At 40.3% G+C, this 24,944-nt stretch carries 34 protein-coding genes, 1 tRNA gene and 2 pseudogenes; 30 read left to right on the top strand and 7 right to left on the bottom strand.

Annotated elements, in window-relative coordinates:
• Window positions 1-244: 244 nt before the first annotated feature.
• The 4 genes and pseudogenes from EHLA_RS15915 to EHLA_RS15895 all read left to right on the top strand — a co-directional run.
• Window positions 245-318: transfer RNA gene (locus EHLA_RS15915), tRNA-Arg, on the top strand.
• 326 nt (window positions 319-644) lie between these two features.
• Window positions 645-1,610 carry a ParB/RepB/Spo0J family partition protein gene (locus EHLA_RS15905; protein ID WP_055160129.1) on the top strand — a complete coding sequence of 322 codons (966 nt, stop codon included), beginning with the start codon at window positions 645-647 and terminating at the stop codon, window positions 1,608-1,610.
• A gap of 14 nt (window positions 1,611-1,624) precedes the next feature.
• Window positions 1,625-2,410, top strand: a complete 786-nt coding sequence (locus EHLA_RS15900) for a ParA family protein (protein ID WP_055225992.1) — start codon at window positions 1,625-1,627, stop codon at window positions 2,408-2,410.
• Window positions 2,400-2,831 (top strand): annotated as a pseudogene (locus tag EHLA_RS15895) (ParB/RepB/Spo0J family partition protein); the annotation flags it as partial. The gene EHLA_RS15900 and the pseudogene EHLA_RS15895, both read left to right, overlap by 11 nt.
• 35 nt (window positions 2,832-2,866) lie before the next feature.
• Here the strand turns inward: EHLA_RS15895 and EHLA_RS15890 are convergent.
• Window positions 2,867-3,502 (bottom strand): relaxase/mobilization nuclease domain-containing protein, encoded by a 636-nt coding sequence (locus EHLA_RS15890; RefSeq protein WP_096241501.1) that lies wholly within the window; start codon window positions 3,500-3,502, stop codon window positions 2,867-2,869.
• A complete protein-coding gene (locus EHLA_RS15885) occupies window positions 3,463-3,792 on the bottom strand; it encodes a MobC family plasmid mobilization relaxosome protein (protein ID WP_096241500.1) in 330 nt (109 codons plus the stop codon). The genes EHLA_RS15890 and EHLA_RS15885 overlap by 40 nt, the downstream gene beginning before the upstream one ends.
• A gap of 434 nt (window positions 3,793-4,226) precedes the next feature.
• On the opposite strand from EHLA_RS15885, the gene EHLA_RS15880 reads away from it, so the two are divergent.
• From EHLA_RS15880 to EHLA_RS15825, 12 genes are all read left to right on the top strand, one after another.
• On the top strand, window positions 4,227-4,571 hold the full coding sequence (locus tag EHLA_RS15880) for an HIRAN domain-containing protein (protein WP_096241499.1): 345 nt from the start codon (window positions 4,227-4,229) through the stop codon (window positions 4,569-4,571).
• Window positions 4,564-4,995 (top strand): single-stranded DNA-binding protein, encoded by a 432-nt coding sequence (locus tag EHLA_RS15875; protein WP_096241498.1) that lies wholly within the window; start codon window positions 4,564-4,566, stop codon window positions 4,993-4,995. The genes EHLA_RS15880 and EHLA_RS15875 overlap by 8 nt, the downstream gene beginning before the upstream one ends.
• 28 nt (window positions 4,996-5,023) lie before the next feature.
• A complete protein-coding gene (locus tag EHLA_RS15870) occupies window positions 5,024-6,145 on the top strand; it encodes a hypothetical protein (protein ID WP_096241497.1) in 1,122 nt (373 codons plus the stop codon).
• A gap of 214 nt (window positions 6,146-6,359) precedes the next feature.
• Window positions 6,360-8,060, top strand: coding sequence for a transposase (locus EHLA_RS15865; protein WP_096239773.1), 1,701 nt, complete (start codon window positions 6,360-6,362; stop codon window positions 8,058-8,060).
• 69 nt (window positions 8,061-8,129) lie between these two features.
• Window positions 8,130-8,387 carry a hypothetical protein gene (locus EHLA_RS15860; protein WP_096241496.1) on the top strand — a complete coding sequence of 86 codons (258 nt, stop codon included), beginning with the start codon at window positions 8,130-8,132 and terminating at the stop codon, window positions 8,385-8,387.
• A 44-nt stretch (window positions 8,388-8,431) separates the two neighbouring features.
• The gene (locus tag EHLA_RS15855) at window positions 8,432-9,019 is read left to right on the top strand and encodes a metallophosphoesterase (RefSeq protein WP_096241495.1); all 588 of its coding nucleotides are present in this window, start codon (window positions 8,432-8,434) and stop codon (window positions 9,017-9,019) included.
• Entirely contained in the window at window positions 8,994-9,356 is a 363-nt protein-coding gene (locus tag EHLA_RS15850) for a helix-turn-helix domain-containing protein (protein ID WP_096241494.1), read from the top strand. Before EHLA_RS15855 ends, EHLA_RS15850 begins: the two co-directional genes overlap by 26 nt.
• A gap of 452 nt (window positions 9,357-9,808) precedes the next feature.
• Window positions 9,809-10,363 (top strand): sigma-70 family RNA polymerase sigma factor, encoded by a 555-nt coding sequence (locus tag EHLA_RS15845; RefSeq protein ID WP_096241493.1) that lies wholly within the window; start codon window positions 9,809-9,811, stop codon window positions 10,361-10,363.
• Window positions 10,364-10,473: 110 nt separating this feature from the next.
• Window positions 10,474-10,641, top strand: coding sequence for a helix-turn-helix domain-containing protein (locus tag EHLA_RS15840; protein ID WP_096241492.1), 168 nt, complete (start codon window positions 10,474-10,476; stop codon window positions 10,639-10,641).
• 94 nt (window positions 10,642-10,735) lie between these two features.
• Window positions 10,736-11,710 (top strand): helix-turn-helix domain-containing protein, encoded by a 975-nt coding sequence (locus tag EHLA_RS15835; RefSeq protein ID WP_157908613.1) that lies wholly within the window; start codon window positions 10,736-10,738, stop codon window positions 11,708-11,710.
• Window positions 11,694-13,091, top strand: a complete 1,398-nt coding sequence (locus tag EHLA_RS15830) for a tyrosine-type recombinase/integrase (protein ID WP_096241490.1) — start codon at window positions 11,694-11,696, stop codon at window positions 13,089-13,091. The genes EHLA_RS15835 and EHLA_RS15830 overlap by 17 nt, the downstream gene beginning before the upstream one ends.
• Before the next feature lie 259 nt (window positions 13,092-13,350).
• On the top strand, window positions 13,351-15,201 hold the full coding sequence (locus EHLA_RS15825; RefSeq protein WP_173854322.1) for an AAA family ATPase: 1,851 nt from the start codon (window positions 13,351-13,353) through the stop codon (window positions 15,199-15,201).
• Window positions 15,202-16,051: 850 nt separating this feature from the next.
• Here EHLA_RS15825 and EHLA_RS17100 read toward each other — a convergent pair.
• Window positions 16,052-16,183, bottom strand: a complete 132-nt coding sequence (locus tag EHLA_RS17100) for a DUF6783 domain-containing protein (protein ID WP_334293554.1) — start codon at window positions 16,181-16,183, stop codon at window positions 16,052-16,054.
• On the opposite strand from EHLA_RS17100, the gene EHLA_RS17200 reads away from it, so the two are divergent.
• The 5 genes from EHLA_RS17200 (at window position 16,148) to EHLA_RS15805 (ending at window position 17,807) form a co-directional block, all read left to right on the top strand.
• Complete coding sequence (locus tag EHLA_RS17200; RefSeq protein ID WP_408608961.1) at window positions 16,148-16,249, top strand: DUF6783 domain-containing protein; 102 nt, start codon at window positions 16,148-16,150, stop codon at window positions 16,247-16,249. The genes EHLA_RS17100 and EHLA_RS17200 overlap by 36 nt on opposite strands.
• A 225-nt stretch (window positions 16,250-16,474) precedes the next feature.
• On the top strand, window positions 16,475-16,750 hold the full coding sequence (locus tag EHLA_RS15815) for a molecular chaperone (protein ID WP_096241488.1): 276 nt from the start codon (window positions 16,475-16,477) through the stop codon (window positions 16,748-16,750).
• Between the two features lie 239 nt (window positions 16,751-16,989).
• Window positions 16,990-17,115: a hypothetical protein gene (locus EHLA_RS16815; RefSeq protein WP_264470685.1), complete on the top strand. Its 126-nt coding sequence runs from the start codon at window positions 16,990-16,992 to the stop codon at window positions 17,113-17,115.
• Between the two features lie 38 nt (window positions 17,116-17,153).
• On the top strand, window positions 17,154-17,369 hold the full coding sequence (locus EHLA_RS15810; RefSeq protein WP_096241487.1) for a hypothetical protein: 216 nt from the start codon (window positions 17,154-17,156) through the stop codon (window positions 17,367-17,369).
• A 21-nt stretch (window positions 17,370-17,390) separates the two neighbouring features.
• Window positions 17,391-17,807 (top strand): hypothetical protein, encoded by a 417-nt coding sequence (locus tag EHLA_RS15805; protein ID WP_096241486.1) that lies wholly within the window; start codon window positions 17,391-17,393, stop codon window positions 17,805-17,807.
• 51 nt (window positions 17,808-17,858) lie between these two features.
• On the opposite strand, the gene EHLA_RS15800 is transcribed toward EHLA_RS15805, so the two are convergent.
• On the bottom strand, window positions 17,859-18,374 hold the full coding sequence (locus EHLA_RS15800) for a helix-turn-helix domain-containing protein (protein ID WP_096241485.1): 516 nt from the start codon (window positions 18,372-18,374) through the stop codon (window positions 17,859-17,861).
• 139 nt (window positions 18,375-18,513) lie between these two features.
• On the opposite strand from EHLA_RS15800, the gene EHLA_RS15795 reads away from it, so the two are divergent.
• The 3 genes from EHLA_RS15795 (at window position 18,514) to EHLA_RS15785 (ending at window position 19,585) form a co-directional block, all read left to right on the top strand.
• Window positions 18,514-18,783, top strand: coding sequence for a hypothetical protein (locus EHLA_RS15795; protein WP_096241484.1), 270 nt, complete (start codon window positions 18,514-18,516; stop codon window positions 18,781-18,783).
• A gap of 300 nt (window positions 18,784-19,083) precedes the next feature.
• Window positions 19,084-19,317: a hypothetical protein gene (locus EHLA_RS15790; protein ID WP_096241483.1), complete on the top strand. Its 234-nt coding sequence runs from the start codon at window positions 19,084-19,086 to the stop codon at window positions 19,315-19,317.
• Window positions 19,318-19,333: 16 nt separating this feature from the next.
• Window positions 19,334-19,585, top strand: a complete 252-nt coding sequence (locus EHLA_RS15785; RefSeq protein ID WP_096241727.1) for an HIRAN domain-containing protein — start codon at window positions 19,334-19,336, stop codon at window positions 19,583-19,585.
• On the opposite strand, the pseudogene EHLA_RS15780 reads toward EHLA_RS15785, so the two are convergent.
• A pseudogene (locus tag EHLA_RS15780) lies at window positions 19,562-20,770 on the bottom strand (relaxase/mobilization nuclease domain-containing protein); the annotation flags it as partial. The gene EHLA_RS15785 and the pseudogene EHLA_RS15780 sit on opposite strands and share 24 nt — an antisense overlap.
• Window positions 20,748-21,134 carry a plasmid mobilization protein gene (locus EHLA_RS15775; RefSeq protein WP_096241482.1) on the bottom strand — a complete coding sequence of 129 codons (387 nt, stop codon included), beginning with the start codon at window positions 21,132-21,134 and terminating at the stop codon, window positions 20,748-20,750. The gene EHLA_RS15775 and the pseudogene EHLA_RS15780, both read right to left, overlap by 23 nt.
• Before the next feature lie 381 nt (window positions 21,135-21,515).
• On the opposite strand from EHLA_RS15775, the gene EHLA_RS15765 reads away from it, so the two are divergent.
• The 5 genes from EHLA_RS15765 to EHLA_RS15745 are packed head-to-tail and all read left to right on the top strand — an operon-like array spanning window position 21,516 to window position 23,868.
• Window positions 21,516-21,941 (top strand): GNAT family N-acetyltransferase, encoded by a 426-nt coding sequence (locus EHLA_RS15765; protein WP_096241481.1) that lies wholly within the window; start codon window positions 21,516-21,518, stop codon window positions 21,939-21,941.
• A gap of 30 nt (window positions 21,942-21,971) precedes the next feature.
• Window positions 21,972-22,337 carry an ACT domain-containing protein gene (locus EHLA_RS15760; RefSeq protein ID WP_055298413.1) on the top strand — a complete coding sequence of 122 codons (366 nt, stop codon included), beginning with the start codon at window positions 21,972-21,974 and terminating at the stop codon, window positions 22,335-22,337.
• 52 nt (window positions 22,338-22,389) lie between these two features.
• Entirely contained in the window at window positions 22,390-22,704 is a 315-nt protein-coding gene (locus tag EHLA_RS15755) for a hypothetical protein (protein ID WP_242970751.1), read from the top strand.
• Window positions 22,694-23,299 (top strand): YczE/YyaS/YitT family protein, encoded by a 606-nt coding sequence (locus tag EHLA_RS15750; protein WP_096241480.1) that lies wholly within the window; start codon window positions 22,694-22,696, stop codon window positions 23,297-23,299. The genes EHLA_RS15755 and EHLA_RS15750 overlap by 11 nt, the downstream gene beginning before the upstream one ends.
• Window positions 23,300-23,343: 44 nt before the next feature.
• On the top strand, window positions 23,344-23,868 hold the full coding sequence (locus tag EHLA_RS15745; protein ID WP_096241479.1) for a GNAT family N-acetyltransferase: 525 nt from the start codon (window positions 23,344-23,346) through the stop codon (window positions 23,866-23,868).
• 166 nt (window positions 23,869-24,034) lie between these two features.
• On the opposite strand, the gene EHLA_RS15740 is transcribed toward EHLA_RS15745, so the two are convergent.
• Complete coding sequence (locus EHLA_RS15740; RefSeq protein WP_004614173.1) at window positions 24,035-24,388, bottom strand: cupin domain-containing protein; 354 nt, start codon at window positions 24,386-24,388, stop codon at window positions 24,035-24,037.
• 140 nt (window positions 24,389-24,528) lie between these two features.
• Between EHLA_RS15740 and EHLA_RS15735 the strand changes: the two genes are divergently transcribed.
• Complete coding sequence (locus EHLA_RS15735; RefSeq protein ID WP_008373705.1) at window positions 24,529-24,861, top strand: winged helix-turn-helix transcriptional regulator; 333 nt, start codon at window positions 24,529-24,531, stop codon at window positions 24,859-24,861.
• Window positions 24,862-24,944: the final 83 nt, after the last annotated feature.

Here is a 24,944-nt window from a genome sequence, read left to right as displayed (position 1 = left end):
TTCGCCTCCTAAGAGAAAGCCGAGGCATTCCCCAAAGGGAAAAAATGAAAAACAACTTTCAGTTCGAATCTATTCTGAAAAATGCTAATGGTGACAACAAAGCATTCCCCAAATTGGGGAACGTTCTAATGTTACCAAATCAAAAAAATCTGTAGATTGACAACTCGAAAAAGAGTTGATAATCTTATATATGGCCGAAGGGAAAATCCCAGAAACCCAGTAAAATCAAGGGTTTGCGGCATGTGTCGTCATAGCTCAGCTGGATAGAGCACTCGCCTCCTAAGCGAGGGGTCGGAGGTTCAAATCCTCTTGGCGACGGGCTTCAAAGCGTTCGAAAATGTTAGCTGGATTAGCTGACAGCGAACGCTTTTGTTATTTTCTAATCACGTTCGTGACATGATTTTCCATTCAAAATGATCAATTACCAGCTAACGCAATCCGATTTTTGTTAGCTGACAGCTAATCAAAATCACCTGTTTGCAAACATGGGTTTTAGGAAGTTCAGCTAACATTTGGGTTCCGCTCTGTTGTCACCCCCTATTCGGGGATGTAAATCAGAGAAAAGGCGGGAAAAGAAACAATCTCTCCCAAACCTGCAAACATGAATTAGCTGAAACAGTATTCAATTCTATTAGCTACAGCTAATGGTCAAACAGCAATGTCTGTTTGGAACTTTACTATCTATAAAAGTTCCAGGCAGGCATTTTTTATTTCCTGAATCCTGGAGGAAAGGAGTCAAGATGACTGAACCAAACAGGCAATCAGGAGAAAACGAAGAAAGAATCATAGAAATTGAGATTGAGCGTCTTCGACCGTTCAAAGAGCATCCGTTTCAGGTGAAAGATGATAAGGAAATGTTTCTTCTGCAGGAAAGCATTGAGAAGTATGGAATATTAAATCCGCTGATCGTCAGACCGGTACCGGATGGATACTATGAGATCATATCCGGTCACAGAAGAAAACATGCTGCGGAGAAACTGGGATACCGTAAAGTACCGGTGATCATCCGGGTATTAAGTGAAGATGATTCCATCTTGAGCATGGTAGATTCCAATCTTCACAGAGAACGGATCAGCTACAGTGAAAAAGCTTTTGCTTACAAACTGAAGAATGACGTATTAAAAAGAAAAAGTGGTCGAAAAAAGAGCCAAGTTGACCACAAAACACCAAGAAAGCGGGCAATAGAAATCATCAGTGAAGATTGTGGTGATAGTCCAAAACAAGTGCAGCGTTATATCTCACTGACAAAACTGATACCGGAAATGTTGCAGAAACTGGATGATGAGATCATTTCTTTTTGTCCGGCTGTAGAGATAGCTGCATTAAGTGAAAAAGAACAAAGAGAACTGCTTGTAGCAATGGAGTATGCACAGGCAATCCCATCACTCTCACAGGCCCAGAGGATCCGGCAACTGAGTAAAGAAAAGCAGTTGTCACTGGAAAAGATGGAAGAAATCATGTGTGAGGTTAAAAAGGGTGAAATCACAAGAGTGGCTTTCACAAACGAACAGCTACATAAGTATTTTCCGAATTCCTATACACCGGCAATGATGAAGCGGGAAATACTGGCACTGTTGAAATTATGGAAAAAAGAATCATGGGAAAGTTAAAGGAGGAAGAAATCATGTGTAAAGTTATATCCGTAGTAAACCAGAAAGGTGGCGTTGGAAAGACCACCACAACCGTAAATGTAGGCATTGGACTGGCAAGAGAAGGTAAGAAAGTGTTGCTGATCGACGCGGATCCACAGGGAAGTTTAACCGCAAGTCTTGGATATGAGGAACCGGATGATCTTCGCATTACACTGGCAACGATCATGATGGATGTCATTAACGAAGAAGAAATCTCTCTGGAAGATGGTATCTTACATCACCAGGAAAATGTAGATCTACTTCCGGCAAATATTGAGCTTTCTGCCCTGGAAGTAACGATGGGAAATGTTATGAGCAGAGAAATGATCATGAAGGAATATATCGATGCGATAAGATCACGATACGATTATATACTGATCGACTGTATGCCGAGCCTTGGTATGATGACGATCAATGCACTGGTCTCTTCTGATTCTGTTCTGATACCTGTGCAGGCCGCATATCTGCCTGTGAAAGGACTTCAGCAGCTGATTAAGACCATTCTTACAGTAAAGAAAAGACTGAACCGGAAACTGGCGATAGAGGGCATTCTCCTGACTATGGTAGATTTCAGAACCAATTACGCAAGGGATATTGCATCGAGAGTACATACAACCTACGGAAGTCAGATCGAGGTATTTGAAAATGTGATCCCGATGTCTGTAAAAGCTGCTGAGACCAGTGCAGAGGGAAAAAGCATCTACATGCACTGCCCGAAAGGAAAAGTTGCCGAAGCATATAAGAACTTAACACAGGAGGTTTTGAAAAATGAAAAATAGAAGTGGCGAAAAGATTAAACTGGCAAGCATTGATGAACTGCTGGGTGTGGTAAATGAAGAATCTGCAATGGAGATAGAAATCAGTAAGATCCATCCGTTTAAAAATCATCCGTTCAAGGTGCTGGATGATGAAAAGATGCAGGATCTGGTTGAAAGTGTAAGGATCAATGGAGTACTGACACCGGTACTGCTTCGAATGGATGATAATGAAGAATATGAAATGGTATCCGGTCATAGAAGAATGCATGCAGCACAGCTTGCAGGACTTACGACTATTCCGGCAATCGTAAGAGAATTATCGGATGATGATGCCGTGATTGCGATGGTGGACGCTAACATTCAGCGAGAGGAACTGTTACCGAGTGAGAAAGCATTTGCATATAAGATGAAAATGGATGCTATGAGAAGAACAGCAGGTCGTCCGACAAAAGAAGGTTCCGTCGGCAGTTACGGTCGTTAGACCGTTACTGCGACGGAACCTTCTTTCATCTTCATCAGAAATTCATCAAAGGAAACGGACGACCAGATGGCACGATCCACGTTGTATTTGAGTTTTGATTTCCAACTGTTTCCTCGTTTGTACTCCATATTTTCTTTATATGATTTTGCTTTCTGTCCGGTGGGCATGGACTCTTCCAGACCATATTCCCGGCAAATGCGATTGCTGAGTTTACAGATTTTGTGATAATTACGTTTGTTGGAAACATATTTGTGGTAGTCCACAAAATTCGTTGCGTTAAAAATCAGATGGCAATGGACGTGATCCTTATCAACGTGAGTGGAAAGAACATACGCATGTTTCCCTTTCAGCGTTGCATCAGCAATTTTTGTCGCAACCTCATGAGCGACATTCGAATCTGTGATTTCACCTGGTCTGAAGGAAATGATCATATGCCAGGCAAGGTTGTCTCCCTTCTCCATCACATTGTCTTTTCCCATCTTTGCAGTCATAGCAAATTCCAGATCGGCAGTTTCCGGTGAACAACCATAGGAAGAAACCAGATTATGGTCATCGGTCTTATCCGGATTTGTGATGTAATCGACGGCTTTCTTTACTGTAGATTTGATACCGAAGATCTTAATATATGCCATATCTCTTTTATCATTCCCTTCAATTCTTTGATTTCTTCCGGTGTGACAGCACCAGTGGAATTGGCAAGCCTTGCCAACTGGTTCACATTTACACCGATCTTGTGCATCTCATAAAACTGTTTCTCAAGGTAAGTCGTATCTGTGTTTACGATGATTCCATCAATTGCCATCTTACGAAGATAGGCTCCCATATTTGCTGTTTTGGACAGGATCATTTTCTTACGAATCATCTTTTTCTCTTCAGCGGTTACAAAAAACTGAATTGGGATATCTCTGGTTCTGTTAGCCATGTAAATCTCCTTTGCTGTTATTAAGGAATCGAGCGCAGCGAGAGTTTCAAGATCGGGTAGGGTCCCGGTCTTGTGGCGAATGCTCGGAAGTGGAATGTCATGACACTTCCTGTCCTTGCTATTCTCTATCCCTCAACTATTAAATACAAAAATGTCCGGGGAAGTTTAGACACATTTTTGAAACTGCTCTGAAAAATTGCCCGGATAGTGCAAATTCAGGCACAAAACCCGCTCAGAGACCGGTTGGTTGTCAGGATTTTTGCACAGCTATTTGTTGTAAACTGGTAACATCAAAAAAGGAATCAAGGAGGACTGGCAAGATGAAAGGTTACCACACAAGCAACGGATACATGGGATACGTAGATGGCAAGTACATTTTATTTGCCAGCGATAAAGAATATTTTGAATTCATGGAAGACTAAGGAGGAAGTGCAATGAGTAAGATTTATTTCACGCTGACAGGAACCAAGTACTATCACGGCAATGAATTCCTGAAGCCGGGAATGAAACTGAAACTTAAGAAGGAACCGGATAACAAGTTCGATAAAGAGGCCATCGTTGTAAAGAAGGAAGGACTTGGCGAAATCGGACATGTGGCAAATAGCGCACACACCGTCATCGGTGAGAGCATGAGTGCCGGACGCATCTATGACAAGATCGGCGATACTGCAAAGGCCAAGGTTGTCCTGGTAACACCACATGGAACGATCTGCAGCCTCAGTAAGAAGAGTCTGATTGATAACAAACATAAGAAGACGGAGGAAGCAGTCGATGAATAAAGTCATCCTGATGGGACGATTGACCAGAGATCCGGAAGTAAGGTATGGAACCGGAGAGAATTCTACTGCAGTTGCAAGATATACTATCGCAGTTGATCGCAGATTCAAAAGAGACGGTGAGCAGAGTGCAGATTTTATCAGCTGTGTTACATTTGGGCGCAGTGCAGAATTTGCAGAGAAGTATTTGCGTCAGGGAACAAAGATTGTATTGACGGGAAGAATTCAGACAGGCAGTTACACGAATCGTGATGGCCAGAAAGTTTATACAACGGATATCGTTGTAGAGGAGCAGGAGTTTGCAGAAAACAAAGCAGCTGCAAGTAATGGTGGTCAGGGGAATTACAGCAGACTATCAGCGGCGGCAGATGCTGAGGGATTTATGAATATTCCAGATGGAATTGATGATGAGTTGCCGTTTTCATAAATAGAAAATGGCGGGAAGAAGGTGATGTATGAGCAGGAAGAGTATTTCATATACAAAAGGATATGAGCATTCAGACTTTGCAGATTTGCTCAGCGAATTAAGAGGAGAAAGTGAAAATACTGCAATGGTTGATGGGGCATTGGCACTTGCAATCCCATCACCGGTTGTGACTGTTTCTGCGAATGAGGAATCTGAAGATCGCCATCGTATCATGAGCAATCAGAAAATCAAATATCTTTATTCAAGGAAGGAAAATATTATTCATGATAAACATTGTTCCTGTGCTAAATATATTCCGGATGAGGATTTACTTTGGTCTGAGGAGTATGTAACTGATTTAAAGCCATGTTCTGATTGTATGGTCCAGGCTTATGTTTCGGCAGGAGCAAAAGATCCAAAAGAGATTGAGAAGTACCGTGCCTTTTTCGACAAAACTCAATTGTCGATTGATCAGATCAGGAACATCTACGTAGAGAATGGCATGAAGACCAGGATCTCCATGGATGCGATGACCGTATGGTACAAGGAAGATACCTGGAGAATTAAATATCTTCCAAAGAAGGGGCATGTTCAACTCTATCACAACAATTATGCTGTAAGGAAAAAAGGAGTAAGGGAATTCACACAGGGCTTCCATGTTCAAAGTCCTGCATGTTCAGATACGAATATCGGCTATGCATTAAGTATCATCAAAAATTATGAGTACAAGCCGGAAGAATATGCACTGCACAACGGAAAAGTAAATCCGATTGAGAGGAAAAAAGCAAAACAGCATCAGGCAGAGAAAATGGAAATGACCGCAGTCTCATTGGAGGAAATGCTTGGTGACAAAACTGCAGAACAAACATTGTGGCAGAAGGTGAAGTCTTTCGTTTCTGGATTATTTAAGAAGAGATCCTTCTTCGAGTTAAATGACTTCCAGTTAGTATCAGACCAGGGATATCCCAAGAATCAGACAATCTGCATTTATGTATGGAAAGATAAGAATGAGCAGTTTTCCTGGCAGACCGGAATCTATAATCAAAAGCTGAAACAATTTTCAGTTTGCTACGGCGCAACGGTGTATTCCATTAAGCAGGACAAAGTAATTGCCTGGAAGAAGATGAATGCAGATGCTGTGGCATTGGAGATAGAAGACAACAGAAATTAAAACAAAAATATAGAGCTAAGAAAAACACAGGGGAGACTGTCCGAAAACTCGGATAATCTAATCTGATGAGAAAAAGATTGATATGCTCTTGTGAGCGTTCAATATAAATTAAAATTGCACATTGAAAACTGAATAAAGTACACAGAAATCGTGCATCTATGTTTCAGATATAGTATAATGAAACCAGAGAAAAATTGTTCTGAGGTGAATTGAGATGCCATATGTTTCAGGTTTTGACCGTGACCAGCTGATGTGCTGTTCATGGGACGCATTTGTAGATAAAGAAAGTATTGCAAGGATAATTGATGCGTTTGTGAACCATCTTGATATAGGGAAATACGGTGTAAAACCTGTGGCAGCAGAAGGCCGTCCATCTTACGATCCTAAGAGCCTTTATAAGATATATATTTACGGAAGCAGGAAAGGTATCCGTTCTTCACGGAAACTGGCTGAAAGCTGTAAAGTAAATCTTGAAGTGAAATGGATGATCGGAGGTGTAGAACCGGATTTTCGCACCATTGCAGATTTCAGGAAAAACAACATAGACAGCCTGAAAGAGATTTTTTATGAATTCAACCGCCGGATCTCCGGTGCAGTGGAATGGGGATTTTCTTCCGTGGATGGAACAAAGATCCAGGCGGATAACGCAAAAGATAACAACTTCACCAAAAACAAACTGGATGACAGGATCAAATGGCTGAATGGCCATACAGATGAGTATCTAAGGATCCTGAATGAAATGGACAAGCAGGAAGAAACAGACGTGATTTCAGGAGAACTGACAAGAGAAAGTCTTGAAGCCAAGTTAAAAGAAGCACAGGAGAGACTTGCCAGATACGAAGGTTATCAGAAGCTGATGGAAGAAACCGGGGTATCCCAGCTTTCGATCACAGATGCGGATGCAAAACTCATGAAAAATAAAAATGGGTTTACAGTAGCATATAACCCACAGACGGCGGTAGATTCTGAAACACATCTGATCCGAGATTTTCAGATGACCAATCAGGTAACCGACCATGGATTGCTGGAAAGTACGATGCAGGGGATAAAGAGCTCTGAACCGGAAAAGATCATAGAAGTAGTAGCAGATAAAGGTTATGAAGCTGTGGAAGATATGGTGGAGTGTCTGGAGAACGGTATTATCCCACATGTCATAACAGATGATGGAAAAGACGGTTATGACATAGAAATCCCTTATGAAGAGGCAGAAACGGATACTGCCAGCACAGAGCCAGAAGAACTGAAGAAAGCACTGCATGCAGGTAAGATACCGGAAGTTTATGCAGAAGTGATACAGGATATGAAGGTAGAAACAGTCCGTCGTAAAGTGGTGGATGAAAAACGGGAAAACAGCAGTGTTTATGGAAGTCCTGAGGAAATGCAGGAAAAAGCAAAAGAAGGTTATTTTGTCAGAGATCCTGAGAGAAACCTGGTATACTGTCCGGCTGGGGAAATCCTGAGACAGAAGAGCATAAAGAAAAACGGGAATATCCGCTATGCCAATAAAAATGCGTGTAAACATTGCCCGAACCGCAATAAGTGTTACAAGGGAAAAGGCGAATGGAAAGAGATCGACTTTACCAAAGATCAGCTGGTAAAACCATGTAAGGGCTGGCTGGAAGCCGAAGGAAAGAAGCCGGAGGAAACGAAAACGGGTGAAAAATGGCATTATGAAAAAAGAAAGGTTGTGAAGTTTTTCCTGAAACCGGATAAAGAAAAGATGAGCCGGAGGATGTGCCTGTCGGAGCATCCGTTTGGAACAATAAAACGAGCAATGGGAGCCACTTATTTTCTTTTAAGGGGAATACGGAAAGTGGCTGGAGAGTTTGCGCTCTTTTGTCTGGGTTATAACCTGGAACGGGCGAAGAATCTCCTTGGATTTCAAAAAATGATGGAATTGATGGAACAGGCATAAGCCTCTTTCTTCATCCTGTGTATTTTATTCAGTTTTCAATGTCACAGATGAAGGAAAGGGGCTAAATTTATGCCTAAAAATAAGGTTTTCGGACAGGCTGGGGGGGGTAAGGATATTGAAGATTATGATGTCTGTGTCTGTGGTAATGATATCGTCAATATCGTTCTTGCGGCAGAAAAGTATTCTGGCTTTGATACTTCAGAGGTCAGGGCTGAAATTGAAAAGAAAAGAGTCTGGCTTCGGGACAATGAACCGGATTATTATAAAGAATGTAGACTTGAAGACAGAGACATATTCGAGCAGTGGATAGAAAAAGGTTATGTTTAATTCTGTATTCTATTTTCTGCAGTTCTTTGATAGGAGATGATTATGTGATTTTGACTTTATATGAACCTTTCCGCCATTGGTCGGAAACTGGTTCCGTATATATTTTATCAGATCCTCATTTTGGGGATTCCGATTGCAAATTGATGGATCCTGGCTGGATTGAGCCAGAGGAACAAGTGGCCAGAATCAATGCGTTGGTCATGAAGAATGATACCTTTGTCTGTCTTGGCGATGTCGGTGATGCTTCCTTTGTAAAGCAAATCAAGGCAAGAAAGAAGATTTTACTTCTTGGAAATCATGACAAGAAGAAGGATTACAAAGGATTGTTTGATGAGATTTACGATGGTCCATTATTGATTGCAGAAAAAATTCTTCTTTCTCATGAACCGGTATATGGATTGCCTTGGTGCCTGAACATTCATGGTCACGATCACAGCAACATTGAGTCCTATAAAGAAGGATGCAAGCATCTGAACCTGGCTGCCAATGTCTGTGGTTACACTCCGGTCAGTCTTGGCAAGCTGATTAAAGGGGGAATTCTTTCTGATATCACAAGCATTCATCGAATTACTATAGACCGAGCAACAGAGAAAAAGGAGAAATGGCATGGAGAAGCAGTTTCCGACAATTGATAAAGTGAAAACCGGAAAGCAGATCCGCCGTCTCATGAATTCTCTGGGGCTGACGGTTACGGATGTTCAGAAATATATGGGCCTTGCCACACAGCAGGCCGTTTATCACTGGTTGAACGGGAGGAGTCTTCCGAGTATAGATAATGTGTATGCCCTGAGTGAATTATTCAAAGTTCCCATGGATCAGATTATCTGCGGGAATCGGGAATATCAACCAGAGCAAGGATCCATGTATTATAGACTTAAGGCATATGCAAAACATCTGCAGATGTGTGTGACGGTCGCTTGTGAGAGAAAGGGTAGAGAGCAAAACTGTTTTATAATAGAGGCAATGTAATTTAAACAGACGTTCAATTTTATTTTTGAGGACAGCTTGTAATAGTGCGGCTGTTCTTTTTTTGTTCATTTTCGAGTCTCACTAACTTGATACTTTTTCTATCTTCGATGATACTTTTGTGCCTGCATATGAGATACCTCTGATACTTCTGACTGATACAATGATTATGCTGGAAGCAGAAGATCAGCAGGACAATTAAATATGAGAAACTACGAGCCAAATAGACACAGACGGTGTGTGCTTGTACAAGGAGCTCCATTAGGGATTAAACCTGATGGGGCTTTTTTTGATGCCTGAAAATCTTTGATTTCCAGCCAATGCCACGGGTCTGCTTATGACCGCGTGATTGGAAAGGGAATCAAGCATGATCAGACGCATCAGTAAACCACGTGCACCTCCGCTCCTGGATTTGAAACACGAGAACAAGATTTCAAATTCAGGAGGAAAAGAAGATGTACGTACAGCATCCATATAAATTCGAAGGAAAATATTATGCAAAGATTGATGGAGTATTCTATGAGATCTCCAAGGAAGTGGCGATGGCTATGTTCGCCGATTATAGAAATGAGATTTATCGCAGCCGTAAGTGGGCACCGGATGACAGGGAAGAGGATCTTCAGATGGAAGAGCTTCAGGATCTGAAGATTGATAATGAGAAAGAAAATGCTGCAAAAAAGAAGGATAAGAAGTGGAAGCGAAAGACCAAGAGATGTGAGATCCTCGATTGTGCCTTCAGTGCTAACAGCGATGGACTTTCTATTGCCGATATGGCAGATGACACACAGCTCAGCCTTGAAGAACTGATGATTTTGAAAGAGGAGAGCAGAATTCTCCATGAAAAGATCAGTAAGCTTACGCTTCAGGAACAGTTTATCATCAAGTCTATCTATTTTGATGGCATGAAACAGAAGGAAGTGGCAGAGATTCTTGGCGTCACAAAAGGAGCTCTCAGTCAGAGACTTGGTACTATCCTCAGAAAGATGCGTACCATGTATCTGGAAGGATAAATAACATTTCATAAATTTTTTGCTTCACTGTCTAAACTTTTTCTGCGTTTTTTGTATTTAGTAACTGAAAAGGTTAATCCTTAAGAAATACAGAAAGTGAGAATTCGGATATGGACAAGAGATGTTATTCCGTAGCGGAGTTGCAGGATATTTTAGGTGTAAGCAGACAGTGTATCTATGAACTGCTCAAGAAGAAAGAATTCAGTTGGGTGATGGTTGGTGGCAAGTACCGCATTTCCAAGAAAAGTTTCGATGAGTGGCTGGATCAGAATCAGTAGAAAGAGCGGTTAGGATTACATTATTGGCAAAAGATGTACATCCTAACGCTTTTTCTGCAGATGAGTTATGTTAGTACCAAGGGAGGTGGCGCGATTGTATTACAATCCATTGACAAAGGAAGAAGAGTTTCACGAACTGGTGAAAGAGATTGAGAGCCAGAGTACATACAAAAGGGTGCCTTCTCCGGAGAAAAAATACATGTCGGTAGCGGAGATGGGACGGCTCTTGGGTTTGAAGAAGACGGACCGATATTGGCTGGTTCACAAGAATTTTTTCAAGACAGAAGTGATCCTGGGGAAAATGCGTGTGGAGCTGGAAAGCTTCGAGAAATGGTATGCCAATCAGATCAAATATCACAAGGTTACCGGAGAGGAGCCTGGACAGGAACTGAAGCAGCGTTCTTATTCGCCAAAGGATATTGCAGAGATTCTGCAGATTTCTGAATGTCAGGTTTACGAGGAGATGAAGAAAGCTGATGTGGAATATATCCTGGTGGATTATTGGAAAAGGTATCCTAAAGAAGCATTTGATGCGTGGTACAGGAATCAGAATCGGTTCCGCAATGCCAGGGATCGGGAGAAGGTTCGTGACATTGTGGAAGGTTCTATGCGGATGCCGGAAATGGCCAGAATGTTGGGTGTTTCAAGAAGCGTAGTTTATAACATTATTGCTAGCTCAGATATTCTGAAAACCATTGAGTTTGATGGTCGAAGACGAGTGACCAAGAAAAGTTTTTATGAATGGTATGCCAGTCAGGATCGATACCATATCGTATCGGAGCAGGTGCCGGAAACGGTGAAGAAAGAAGATAATCGCAGTATTGAAACATATAGAAGAGCGGTTCAGGATCGTGATGGCCATACCAAAAATATCGGAAATGATGCATATCTGACGGTAAAGGAAGCTGCGCTTCTGGCAGGCATAAATCCGGCAACCGTACATAAGTGGATCAAAAAAGGAAAAATTGAAGCAGTTCAAAGCAGCAAGACGGTTCGCATTCCGAGACAGGCGTTTGAAAATTGGCTGCAGAGCAGAAAAAAGGAGGATCAGCATGGCATCAATTGTTGAGAGAAGAGGCAGATTTTGTGTCGTATATAGTTATAAGGATAAGAATGGTAAGCGCAGACAGAAATGGGAAACCTATAAGACCATGTCAGAAGCCAAGAAGCGCAAGAAGGAAATCGAGTATCGTGCGGATATCGGACAAATGATCGTGCCTCATTGTAAAACAGTGAAGGAGCTGCTGGAGGAGTATGTTAATTTGTATGGGAAAGAGGCCTGGGCTCTGTCCACATATTCTTCTAACGTGAGTATGATCAATAACTATATCATCCCGATTATTGGCGGAGATAAGCTGGAGAATATCAATACCAGATTTATTGAAAAATATTACCAGAGACTTCTCCGAACTCCGGCGGTGATCAATCCGGCAACCGGCAAGCGTCAGTCAGAGTATGTAACTCCGGCAACGATCCGGGATATTCACAAACTTCTTCGTAATTGTTTTCAACAGGCAGTAAAATGGGAGCTGATGGCAAAGAATCCGGTGATCTATGCAACAGTTCCAAAGTATAAGAGCGCAAAACGTGAAATCTGGACGGCAGAGACTTTGATGCATGCACTGGAAGTCTGTGAGGATGATCGCCTGAAGCTGGCCCTTAATCTGGCATTTTCCTGTTCTCTTCGTATGGGAGAAATGCTTGGGCTTACCTGGGACTGTGTGGATATATCGGAAGAAGCCATTGCGGAGAGCCGGGCTTTTATTTATGTCGATAAGGAAGTTCAGCGAGTAGACAAAGCAGCCATTCAGGAACTTCGAGGAAAAGATGTGATTCTGGTATTTCCGGAGGAGAGCAAGAAAAACAAGACCGTTCGTGTGTTGAAATTGCCAAAGACAGAGAGCAGTATCCGTAAAGTATTCCTTCCAAAATCTGTGGCAGAGATGCTGGTGGAATGGAAGAAGGGACAGGATAAGATCAAGGAAACTCTGGGAGATGAATACATGGATTATAATCTGGTGATGGCGACACCTTTTGGGCTCCCGATTGGAACTTCTTCTATTCGTAAGGCTTTAAATGACCTGATTAAGGAACACGATCTTCCACCGGTAGTATTCCATAGCCTTCGTCATACCAGTGTTACCTATAAACTTAAGTTGAATGGCGGTGACATCAAGGCGGTACAGGGAGATTCCGGTCATTCCCAGATCAATATGGTCACCGATGTGTATTCGCATATCATTGATGATGATCGCAGAAAAAATGCGGAACTCTTTGAGCAGGCCTTTTACGAGAAGAAGAATCTGGATCCGAGCATGCATGCCAATGTGGCCGGAAAGACAGTAGAACTTCCGACAAATGTGGATGCGGAGCTCCTGGCGAAGGTCCTTTCCAATCCGGAGATGGCAGCACTTTTATCTACTTTGGCCAAGTCACTGGAGAGTAAATAAAGGGAAAAGCACTCTCTTTTCATTTGCGTCGAAATGGTAGCCAAGATGGCGACCAATAAATATGAGTCTCTTCGGAGGCTCTTTTTGTTATACCCATTATACCTGCCTGTATTAAAAATAAGTGGGTATAATGGGTATAACGAATGCAAGGAACCGGACATTCACTCAGAAACGCAGAGGGAGAATAGCGGAAATTTAACGGAAATACATTGCTGAAGTTTCCGATATATGTTATGATATTTCCGAAAGGGGCGATGATATGACCGATATTAGATATATTTCAACAAAAGAAGCCGCCGGGATCATGGGCTTATCAACCAGAAGAGTAGTTGGATTATGCAATGCGGGAAAACTGGAAGGTGCTTTAAGAAAAGGTCGCAATTGGATGGTTCCGGAAGAGACGGTATATGCATACCTGGGTACCGCAAAGCCTAAAGAAGAAAATGGAGAGATCCTTTCTTGCGCAGTCGGTAATACATCTTACATGGATGTAGTAAAGAATAGCTATTATGTAGATAAAACGCTTCTGATTCGTGATTTGATTGACGATCAGGTTCCGGTCATTTTGTTTACCAGACCACGAAGATTCGGCAAAACACTTGCTCTTGATATGCTTAAAACGTTTTTTGAAAAAACGAAAGAGGATACATCTATTTATTTTAAAGATAAACAGATTTGGTCATGCGGTGAAAAATATCAGAAGATGCAAGGGGCATTTCCGGTGATTTCCATCACTTTCAAAGATGCAAAGTTTTCGGATTGGGCCAGTACTTATGCGGCAATTAAAAATGTGATCCGTGATGAATTTATGCGGCACAATGAGCTTTTTACAAGCGACAGACTTAATCCGGTGGAACAGGATTATTTGTCCAGAATGCAGACGGATGAGCTGAGTGATGTGGAATATACCAGATCACTCCTGAATCTGGGACGCATGCTGGAAAAACATCATCAGTCTAAGGTAGTCATTCTCATTGACGAGTATGACACTCCAATCCAACAGGGACATTCCAGAAGTTTCTATAATGAAGTGATTACATTTATGCGTAATTTTATGTCCGGTGGTCTTAAGGATAACCCTTCTCTTGCTTTTGGCGTTCTTACCGGTATCCTGCGTGTGTCAAAGGAGAACCTGTTTAGTGGACTTAATAATCCAATCGTAAATTCTGTACTTGATGAGAAATACAGCAAATACTTTGGATTTACCGTGGATGAAGTGAATACCATGGCAGCATACTACGGACAGGAGGCAAAATTGGAAGAACTTCGTGAGTGGTACGATGGATATCGTTTTGGAAGTACAGAAATCTATAATCCTTGGTCTGTTGCCAATTATTTCTATAATAACTGTCAGGCGAAACCATATTGGACCAATACCAGTGATAATGAGATCATTCGGGAGATCATGATATCTCTTACACCGGATATTGCAGAAAACCTTTTTGCACTGTTGCAGGGGCAGACCGTTCAGGCATCGTTAAATATGGATGTCATCTATCCGAGGATAACGGATGGAACAGATACCATCTTCAGTTTCTTATTACTTGCAGGATATTTAAAACCGGTAAGTGATGCGGTTGAAACAGAATTTGGGACATTTATGGAACTGGCGTTACCGAATAAGGAGATTCGCAGAGTTTACAATACAGAGATTTTATCCTGGCTCAGGGGGACAGTGGATGGCAATGTCATGGCAGGACTTGAAAAAGCACTGTATCTGAATGATGGGAAGAAACTTCAGGAATTCCTCCGGAAATATATGATTACCTGCATTAGTTGTTTTGATGGAGCAGCAGAAGGCTTTTACCATGGCATGATGCTTGGACTGGCAGCAGGCATGTCCTCAAGATATTACATCAGATCAAACAGGGAATCCGGAGAGGGAAGATTCGATCTTGTGTTGGAGCCTAAGGTGCATTCTTTGCCAGGTATTATCATGGAATTCAAAGCGACAAAGAATGATGCTGGTTTATCTGCATCCGCCGACGAGGCTCTGAAACAGATTGAGGATAAGCACTATGATACAGATATGAAGGACCGTGGAATCAAGGAAATCGTAAAATATGGCATCGCCTTTGCAGGTAAAAATGTAGAGATTGCAAATGGCTGAAAAGATAAGCCCACCCCTTCGCCAACTCGCCCAGACTTGCAGTTTTCTTTGCATAAAACCATGCTCTGGCTAATGGTAGCCAAGTTGGCGACCATTAAAAATCGAAACTCTTTTATGTACATTGTTGCATGATATGGTAAGGCATGATATATGTCATAGTGACGAGGAAAATGAATCAAGCTTGCTTGAATTCATTTGACGACCGCTGATCATCCGTAAAACGTGTTTTACGGATGTACCTTAGCAATACCAGGTGAAGCTGCCGGGACGGGGGATAGTTTTGACCACCGGAGCAGTCATTCTGAGAGCTGGCTGATGAAGCCCCACGAAATAGCAAAGCGGCGAAGCCGGTGACGAATAAGAACTCCATCGCCCAAATCAGGGGTACACAATGCGTGTATTTTGGGGTATAATATAAGTGTAGAGATCATAAAAACAGGTCAATAATTTAATAGAGTTATCAATTCCGAGAAAGTACGGAATCGGTAGCCGATAAATCTATTGACGTCGTTATAAGCACTCAATTTTTACTGTTTGGCAATTCGGTACTGAGAACTAAATTAGCTCATGCCAACATTTTGAAAACAAAACAGGCCAAAACGGGGCTGATCCGGGACCATATAAGAACTGACAATCAGGTACCCACGATAGCTAAAATACCACGTAAATCAAGGCTTTTCAAGAACTTCATAAGACAGCGATAAACCAGGAGCAAGGTACCGAGTGCCTTGCTCCTAAGCGAGGGGTCAGAGGTTCAAATCCTCCCGGGGACGCTGAATAAGCGTTTGGTTTTGTTAGCTGAATTAGCTGACAGTGAATGATCAAACAGCAATGCCTGTTTGGAACTTTATTAAAAATAAAGTTTCAGGCAGGCATTTTTTGTTTTCTGAATCCTAGAGCGTGTTTGAAAAATTATTCCGTTGATGTAGTCCGCTACGCCGCCCTCATTCAGGCGAAATCTCCCGCAAATTGCAACGCACATCTTGCAGAAAGCCTTTTTCAAACACGCTCTAGTGTATATGTGGATGACATTTTCCATGAGTTATAAGATTATGAAAACAGAATGATACGAATTGAATATTGGCAATAAAAAGATTATTTATCGTAAAACCGTAGATGGTCTTTTGGTGTATCTTTTTTTGTGGAGAAAAAGCAATGCGAAGTCAGTGACGTGCTTGTATTGAACTAGAATGGAGAAATCAGCTACTACTATGTAGATGAAAACTATCCAAAATACCTGGATCAGGAAATGGAAAGAAAGCGGGGATAGAATATGCGAAGGTTAAAGTGTGAAAAAGAAACGATTATTCTGACCAATGAAGATGACGAATTCTATGATGTATATACCTTCAATCAAAGCTTGCAGAAACGGTTACGAGAATTTGCAGGGAAGTATCCGGCTGATTGCTGGTTGAAAGGATCTTCTGAGGATGGAAGTGAAACGTATATGATCAAAAAGGGAAGATTATCTTTAAAACTGGTTCCACCATATAGCATTTCAAGAAAAATGCAGGCAAAGGATATCAGCAAGATGAAAGAACCATCATAGGACGCGATTTAAGAGAAAAATGTCATGTGTAGACATGGAAAAATGAAAGCAAAATACGTTAGATGGTAAAGTGTATAGGCTCAAAAGGGAAAGTGCCCTTTTGGGCCTTATTTTGTGTTATTTCTCAAAAAACGGGAATTATAAAGATTTAATTCTTTACTAAGGATGTGTATTGTAAAAAACTATTTTGCTATACTGATAATATCAACAGAAAAGGTGGATATTAGCGAGGTGATAAGATGAATGTAGCACAGAGAATACGATTAATTCGGATAATAGAAAAGATTGAAAAAAATCCGGAATTCAGTAACAAGCTTGGAGTGAAAAATACATCTGATTTTATATTAGATAAACAACAAAAATGAATCACTCACAACTGGATGAGTGTTAGAAGGAGAAAAAGATGTTATCAGTATTATTTACTATTTGTATGATTTGGTTTGTTGGAAAATTTTTTATATTTGGCTTAAAAGCATCCTGGGGAATCATGAAATTACTTTGCACAGTTATTTTGTTTCCAGTGATATTAATTGGAATGGTGGTAGGTGGATTAATGTATATAGCATTTCCACTATTGATCATTGGTGGAATTATCGGACTTGTAACGTCACATTCTTAAAGAGCCAGAGAGGTGTTTTTAATGGGATATGATATTGAAAAAGAAAAAAGGGAAGCAATTGAAGCTGGACATAGAGCCTTAAATAGTCTTAGTGCAGCAAAAGAGAATCTGAACAGCGCAAAAAACTGGGGGCTGGTAGATATGTTTGGCGGAGGTTTTTTCAGTACGATGCTGAAACATTCTAAAATGGATCACGCGAAGCAGAATATGGAGCAGGCAAAGTATGATCTCCGTAATTTCAGTAGGGAATTAGATGATGTAAATATGGCATGCAATTTACATATCGATACCGGAGATTTTCTTTCATTTGCAGATTATTTTTTCGATGGATTTGTTGTGGACTGGATGGTCCAGGATCGAATTAATAATGCAAAAAGACAGGTAGAAGAAGCTATTCGAAGAACAGAAAGTATCGTTAATCAATTACAGCGTATGTAAAGAGAAGGGCAATGAATCAGAAATGGTTCATTGCCCTCCGTGCGTTATGGATTATTTCAATTTTTCTTTTTCGGCATTTAGAAGTTCAAGATTGAGGCCCTGTTCACTGGCAGTCTTATCTACCCAAAGATTCAGAGAGTCTATGGCTAAAGAAATTTCATCCAGTTTTTTACTGATAAAAGCAAAATCCCTCATCTCATCATCGCTGATTTTGCCGTCACGGGCGATTTGGATCAGCCGACTGGTAAGAGGGTTGATATCATTTAGACCGGCAATGGTTTCCAGGATGATATTTGACAAGTCAGTTACTTCTACTTCTGGAACATAGCGGTGGCCTATTTCACATTTGTGTGAGCAGTAATAATTGCAGAGATCTGGTCTCTTATATGCGTCAGCCATTTGAATGATATCGTAAGGTGTTGGTTCCTGTGTTTCATATTCGAATTTTTCAATTTTAGAATCCGAGACAGCCTCCATTTTATTACTTGCTTCTGCCCTTGTAAGCCCTGCGGCTTCCCGGCAAAGCTGGTAAATTGTCTTGTTTTCCCTGGTAGATTGTTTACCCATGAGAATTTCCTCCTCGTATATCGCAAAACATGAGGATTATCAGGTGTTAAGTCCACATGCTGTGCGTGTATTTCCTCTATGAATTTTATTATACTTGAAGCATCAAGAAACAACAAGAGATAACAGGAAGGAGCAAATTATGAAGCATGTATTTAAAGCAACAAAATTAGGTTGGGAAAAAGAAAAAGAAGTGATATGGTTTGATTCAGATGATTATACAGCGCAGGAAGCAAGAGATGAATTCAAACCATATGAGGGAACTACACAAAGAGGCTATTCATATACTGGATACGAATATGATGGTCAGAAATATCATGATGTGACCTACTTGGGTGAATTTGAAGATGATGAAGTTCCTCACAATGACTTAGAACTATTAGATTACAGATTGAGGCATTTTAAGAAATAGTACATCTCATAGGCTCAGATTAGAAGACCATTCCATCTGGGCCTTTTGCTATAGATTTCATAAAGATAGCAATTAAAGGGATTTCATAAAAATAAGCAGGGGTTTTTATACCCCATCTATTGATATACACTGTAACCATCAAAGAAGATTAAATCATAAAATTCAAAGAAATGGAGGAGTTGGTAATGAAAGGTTTTAACACTGGTGATGGTTACATGGGATTGGTAGATGGTAAATATATCTTGTTTGCCAGTGAATCCGATTACTATGAATACATGAACGATTAAAGGAGGAACTGCTATGAAAGGAATATTCGGAAGTATGTTTGATCTGAACCATGATGGAAATATTAGTCTACTGGAAAGCGCAATGGAATTTTCTTTCCTAAACGAACTACTGAAAGACGACTCTGACGTACAGACGGAGTTAGAATTATCAGGACTGGATACAGACGAGTTGGAGTTTATGGATGCAGATGAACGAAGAGAAATACTGGAAGAAGCAGGACTTGATCCGGATGAATATGATTTCTAAGGAAGGAGCATTTACAATGGCAAAAGTATTTATCACACTGACAGGAACAAAACATTATTTTGGAAATGATTTTCTTGAAAAAGGGACGAAGATCCGACTGGAGAAAGAACCAGATAATGAGTATGACAAAGAAGCAATCAAAGTAACTTATGAAGGTCTCGGAAAAATTGGATATGTAGCAAACAGTTCATACACTGTTATTGGTGAGTCGATGAGTGCTGGACGTCTCTACGACAAGATTGGAGATCTGATCGTTGAGGATCCTTAGATCAGACCGATGCTGAGTAAACTGTGTCTGCATTTCTTTTAGTTCCTGCTTTGATGCAAGCAGTGTATTTTTCAAATCTGACTGCGTATAAAATCCATGTTCCTGCACATAGATAATGGTATTTGCCATTTGCTGCAGGTTAGAAAGTTTTACCCGATGAGCATAAGCCGAGCTCTGCATTGCTTTCACATTTGTCTGGAGATTTACAACCAGGCGCAGGTGAGATCTGACGTAGAGAATAGCCAATGGATCCTTGCGTAAGAAGGTCTATTCCAGGTATGCTTTTCCATATCGTGTTCCCAGTACACGTTCAGTAATCCGCTTCTGTCGATCAGGATGAAGATAACTGTATCTGCCCCGATGATCAATCACAGAGATCTGAAATTGTTCCAGAAGTTTAGATTGGAATTCATCAAAACTATTGGAAGTGGCAGCGCATTCATCAATTGCATTTCGCAAATATTCTTTCTGTGTAAGGAACACGGTGGATGTTGGTTTGAGACCATCTTCGATGATTTTCTGATTGATCTCATTAAGTTTTTGTTGGCCGTGTTTCTGTGCCATATACTCTTTCTGAGTGATTTTTCTCTCAGCCGGAGCAAGAAGATCTATCTGGTGAAGTCCTTCCTGTTGGCACCGATCCATGACAGTTTTCTTAAAAGTGCTCATGAATTTATCAGTGGAACGATGCTTGTAACCGGCGGCTTCCTCATGTGGTTTATCCATATATGGCTGCCTTTCCACTGCAGTCTTTCGCACACTGTTGATAACGATGTGAGTATGGATATTTCCGGATTCATTGTGGCCATCGGTGTGAGTAACTACCAGTGCCTGATATCCGGGAAACATCTGCTTTGCAAGTTCCAAACTGATTGCCTGTGCTCTCTTTCCGGTAAGACCGTTTTTTGTAACATCGGCTGGATCGTAGCTGATAATGTAGTGATGACTTTTGATATCTTCACGTTTCTTATTCTTATGAAAATGAGCATTTGTCAGTTCGCATTCTTTGTCAAAAGACATCGGATCACAGTTCAGTCCATCCATATAAAACTCTTTTCGCAAGATGCTTCGACCGGATTCATCTACAATCTTTTTCCCGGTTTTTTCATCATGTTCAAACAGAAGGTAATTGATAGCAGCCGAGTAATTAGCATTTCTGCTTTTAATGTGCTTTACGATTGCCATTCATACCACCTGCCAGTTTCAGTACTTCTTTTCTCAATAGGAATAAGTCCGTGATGCACTGATGGATTTCATTTTCTATAGCACGAGACTGACTGCCACCGCTGTTAAAATGCTTGGCGATCTGATTGAGATTCGATCCGATCTTTCCATATTCACTGACCAGTTTTCTGAGATCATTCATGTCTGCAACAACTTCAATCTGATGATGGATTTGCTTTTCCAATAGAAGTTTCCTCAGATATTCTGATCGGCTAACAGATAAACAAGCAGCGCCTTGGTCTAATAAATCCAGTTCGACATCTGTAAGACGTAATCCTATAAAATGTCTGTGATTCAGTTCTTTATCTTTGTTTTTTGTTCTCATACTCCTCCTTTCGCTACGACTATTCCTCCCACCGGGAGTCCACGTATTTCAATATCGGCTGTCCCTTCCGATATTAGAAATAGTGCTGTGAACACCTTTAGGTGGAACCAACAGACAAGTGAAACGTCTGTTATTGAGAGGGTATGGGGAGATCCCCATCAAGATAAATCCCATAGGAGAACAGGATGCCAAACGGCATTACTGTTAAACATGGGTGGATCTTGCTCTTATTTGTATCCCTCTATATAACGAAACGCTCAGAGGCTGTTTTACAGTGGGGGAAATGAAAAAATATCAAAAAATTAATAATTAATGGTGAGCTTGTGATAGAATGGAAAAAAGAGAAAAGCATAAAGGATGTAGTTGTGGAGAATATTTGTTATGATTAGAAAGTTGCTGAACGGAGATATCGATAGAGTTGCTGACATATGGTTAAAGACAAATCTGAAAGCACATTATTTTATTTCCAATCAATACTGGAAAAGTAATTATGAATTAGTGAAAGAAATGATGTCACAATCCGAAGTCTATGTGTTTGAAGCAGATAAAATGATACAAGGATTTGTAGGACTAAATGATAAATATATCGAAGGTATTTTTGTCTCCGATGAAATGCAGTCATGTGGCATAGGTAAGCTTTTATTAGATTATGTTAAGGATAAAAAAGTTAGCTTACGATTAAATGTATACCAGAAGAATGCCAGAGCAATTTCTTTTTACCAAAGAGAAGGGTTCATTATTCAATGTGAAGATTTGGATGAAGATACTGGTGAAAAAGAGTACACTATGCTATGGAAACAAAAATAGAAATCGGCATTTGTGGAGGAGAGTAATTTGCTGGTATTAAATAAATTAGAGCGGTTGCTAACGGTATGTAAAGTCAAAAACATTGATGATATAGATTTAAGTAAGGAATTCTACTTCATTGGTAAAACAGATGAAGAAATTTCTCTTGTGTGTGAAACAAATGACGTTCCTGAAAACACAATAGAACGTGAAGATGGGTGGCGTGGTTTCCGTATTCAAGGAATTTTGGATTTTTCACTCATTGGTATTCTTTCAAAGTTGTCTGGAATACTTGCAGATAATAAAATTGGAATTTTTGCGGTATCTACATTCAACACTGATTATATTTTAGTGAAAGATGCGGATTTTGAAAAATCATTAGCTGTATTATTAAATGCCGGATATACAGTGATATAGATTTCAGATGCTTTAAACCCAAAGAAAATTATACGAGGAGTGAATTATTAGCATGAAAGTTCAGCATATTGCAATCGAAGGAAAAAGTTTCTTTATCAACACTGATATGATTATCAGACGCAGTTCATACCCTTCTGATCTGCAGGAGTATAATATCGTATCTAAACTTCCAGGATTTGTGTGCAGAAGAGGAAGCTGTATTATTGATTCATATGGGCATTATTTGACAAAACTTGTCTGGGATAAAGAAACTATCATTTACGTAGAACTTGATATGAATTTGCCTGCCGCCTGCAAAATGGAGCATGATGCAATCGGACATTATGCCCGTCCGGATGTACTTGAATTAAAAGTCAATGAAAAATAACAATAAAAAAACACTAAAGAAATTGGAAATCCTTGTAATAGGTTCTATAATTGCGGCTTATGGAATTACACTTGCACTGTATGCTGGATTTGGCGGAGCTACGCTTGCGGTGCTGTGGCAGGGGATTGCAAGAACATTTCACATAAGCATTGGCACAGCATCTTTTGTTGTAGCATTGGGAATGATTTTGTTTGCGCTCATTTACGATAAAAGTCAGATTCATATAGGAACTGTGTTGTACCAGATTGTATACAGTACCTGTGTAGATTTGTTTGCTAACTGCCATATTTACAGTACCTATAAGTGGATCAATTTTTTAATTATGTTGTTAGGAGTGGTTTTGTTTGCTGTCGGAACGGGACTATATGCGTCGGCATCCCTTGGTAGAGGCTCCTATGAGGCAGTCACTTTTGCTTTAGCAGAAAAAAATCACTGGCAGATTAAATTTGTCCGAATGGCATTGGATATTTTGGTTGTTGTTACAGGTGTTTTGTTTGGCGGAAAGTTTGGTGTATGCACGCTTATTACAGTTATCATTTCAGGCCCAATTATCCAATTTGTTAATGCGAAAGCAAAACAAGTTTTAAAGATATGATAGTAAAGAAATTTACAACTTAGAAGTTGGAGGGATAGATTTCTATGATTATCAGATATGCAGAAGAGAAAAATTTTATAGAATTGCGACAGTTTTATGACGGTATGTGTAAAGTTTTGAGCGGAAAAGATTTTCTGCCGGAGGGAGATAAAGGTGGTTTCCCTCCAGATGAAATGATCAAAGATGCAATCAAAGAGAGAAATCAGTTTATCGGTATTGAAGATGGTCGAATTGTTGCGGCGTATATTATGAATCATGATCATGATGAGGCGTATCACGCAGTTAAATGGCTTATTGATGCAAATGATAACGAGACAGTAGTTCTTCATGCCTTGCGTGTCCTTCCGGAATATGGAGGTCGTGGATACTCGAAGCAGTTAGTTCAACACGCAATAGACACAGCAAGGGAAAGAAACCTTAAATCAATTCGTCTTGATTGCATAGAGGGAAATGATATTCCACAGAAAATGTATATGTCGTTTGGATTTAAGTATGTGGATAAGGTTGGAATCACATATGTTGATATTGGAGTACCGAGGAAGTTCCTCTTATATGAGTTTGTACTCTAATCAAGACATAATAACAGTTATATCTTGAACATTGTACAAACAAATTCCAGTTTGTTGAATTAAAAATGAAATAAAGTTCCAGTAATCACGTAATATTGAACAAAAAAGAAATGCACAGTTCTTAGCTTATCGTGAACTGTGCATTTTTGTAAATAAATACTTTTAATTAGCCGATTACGGCATCCTCTGCTGTAAAATGTTCCAGAGAATTTTCTTTTACCTGAATGCAGATATAAGTAATTCCAGAAATATCGGATGCAAAAAACTGACGCTTTGCAGCAGGTGCGATTTTTAGCCAGTCTCCAGTTGAAAGGCTAATTTCTTCTCCATCAATTATGGCTTTGCCGTTACCTGAAAGAATTCCATAGATTTCTTCATTTTCTTTATGAGAATGAACAAATGGGACATTTGCTCCTGCAGGTAGTTCGTTTAAACTGATTTCTGCACCTGTTAAAGACAACTTTTCATGTAGCTCAATTCGGTTTTCCTTTCCAATAGTTGTTTTTGTGTAATTTGCCATAATAACCTCCATAGTTAATTTGTAGTTTCTGGTTGCTTGGTATTAGTATAGTGCGAGACACATACAAAAACAAGTACGCACCTTTTTGTAACTGTACACTCAAAAATGAATGTGTTACAATAGACTCGGAGGTGAGAATCATGCGAGCAAAAGAAGAATTACCGGAATGCCCAGTTGCAACAGCAGTATCTCTTATCGGAGGAAAATGGAAACTGCTGATTTTGCGTAACTTGAAAGAGCGTCCATGGAGATTCAATGAGCTACAACGAAGTATAGATGGTATTTCACAAAAGGTTTTGACAGATAGTTTAAGACAAATGATGAGTGATGGGCTGGCATATCGCCACGATTACCATGAGCAGCCACCGAGAGTTGAATACGGCTTAACAGAACTCGGAACAAAAATGCTTCCAATTGTTAATTCACTTGCTGACTTTGGTAACTACTATAAATCAATTATTGAACAGAATTAAGGACGTTAGTATTTGAAAAGCTTGAACAATTCCAGTTCGCAGAGCTGACAATCTATCATTTTATTAAAGTAAGCTAATTACAA

Source organism: Anaerobutyricum hallii (genome assembly GCF_900209925.1).
Classification (GTDB): domain Bacteria; phylum Bacillota; class Clostridia; order Lachnospirales; family Lachnospiraceae; genus Anaerobutyricum; species Anaerobutyricum soehngenii.
The sequence above is the reverse complement of the archived record's forward strand: the minus strand, read 5'-3'. Positions and strand labels throughout refer to the sequence as shown.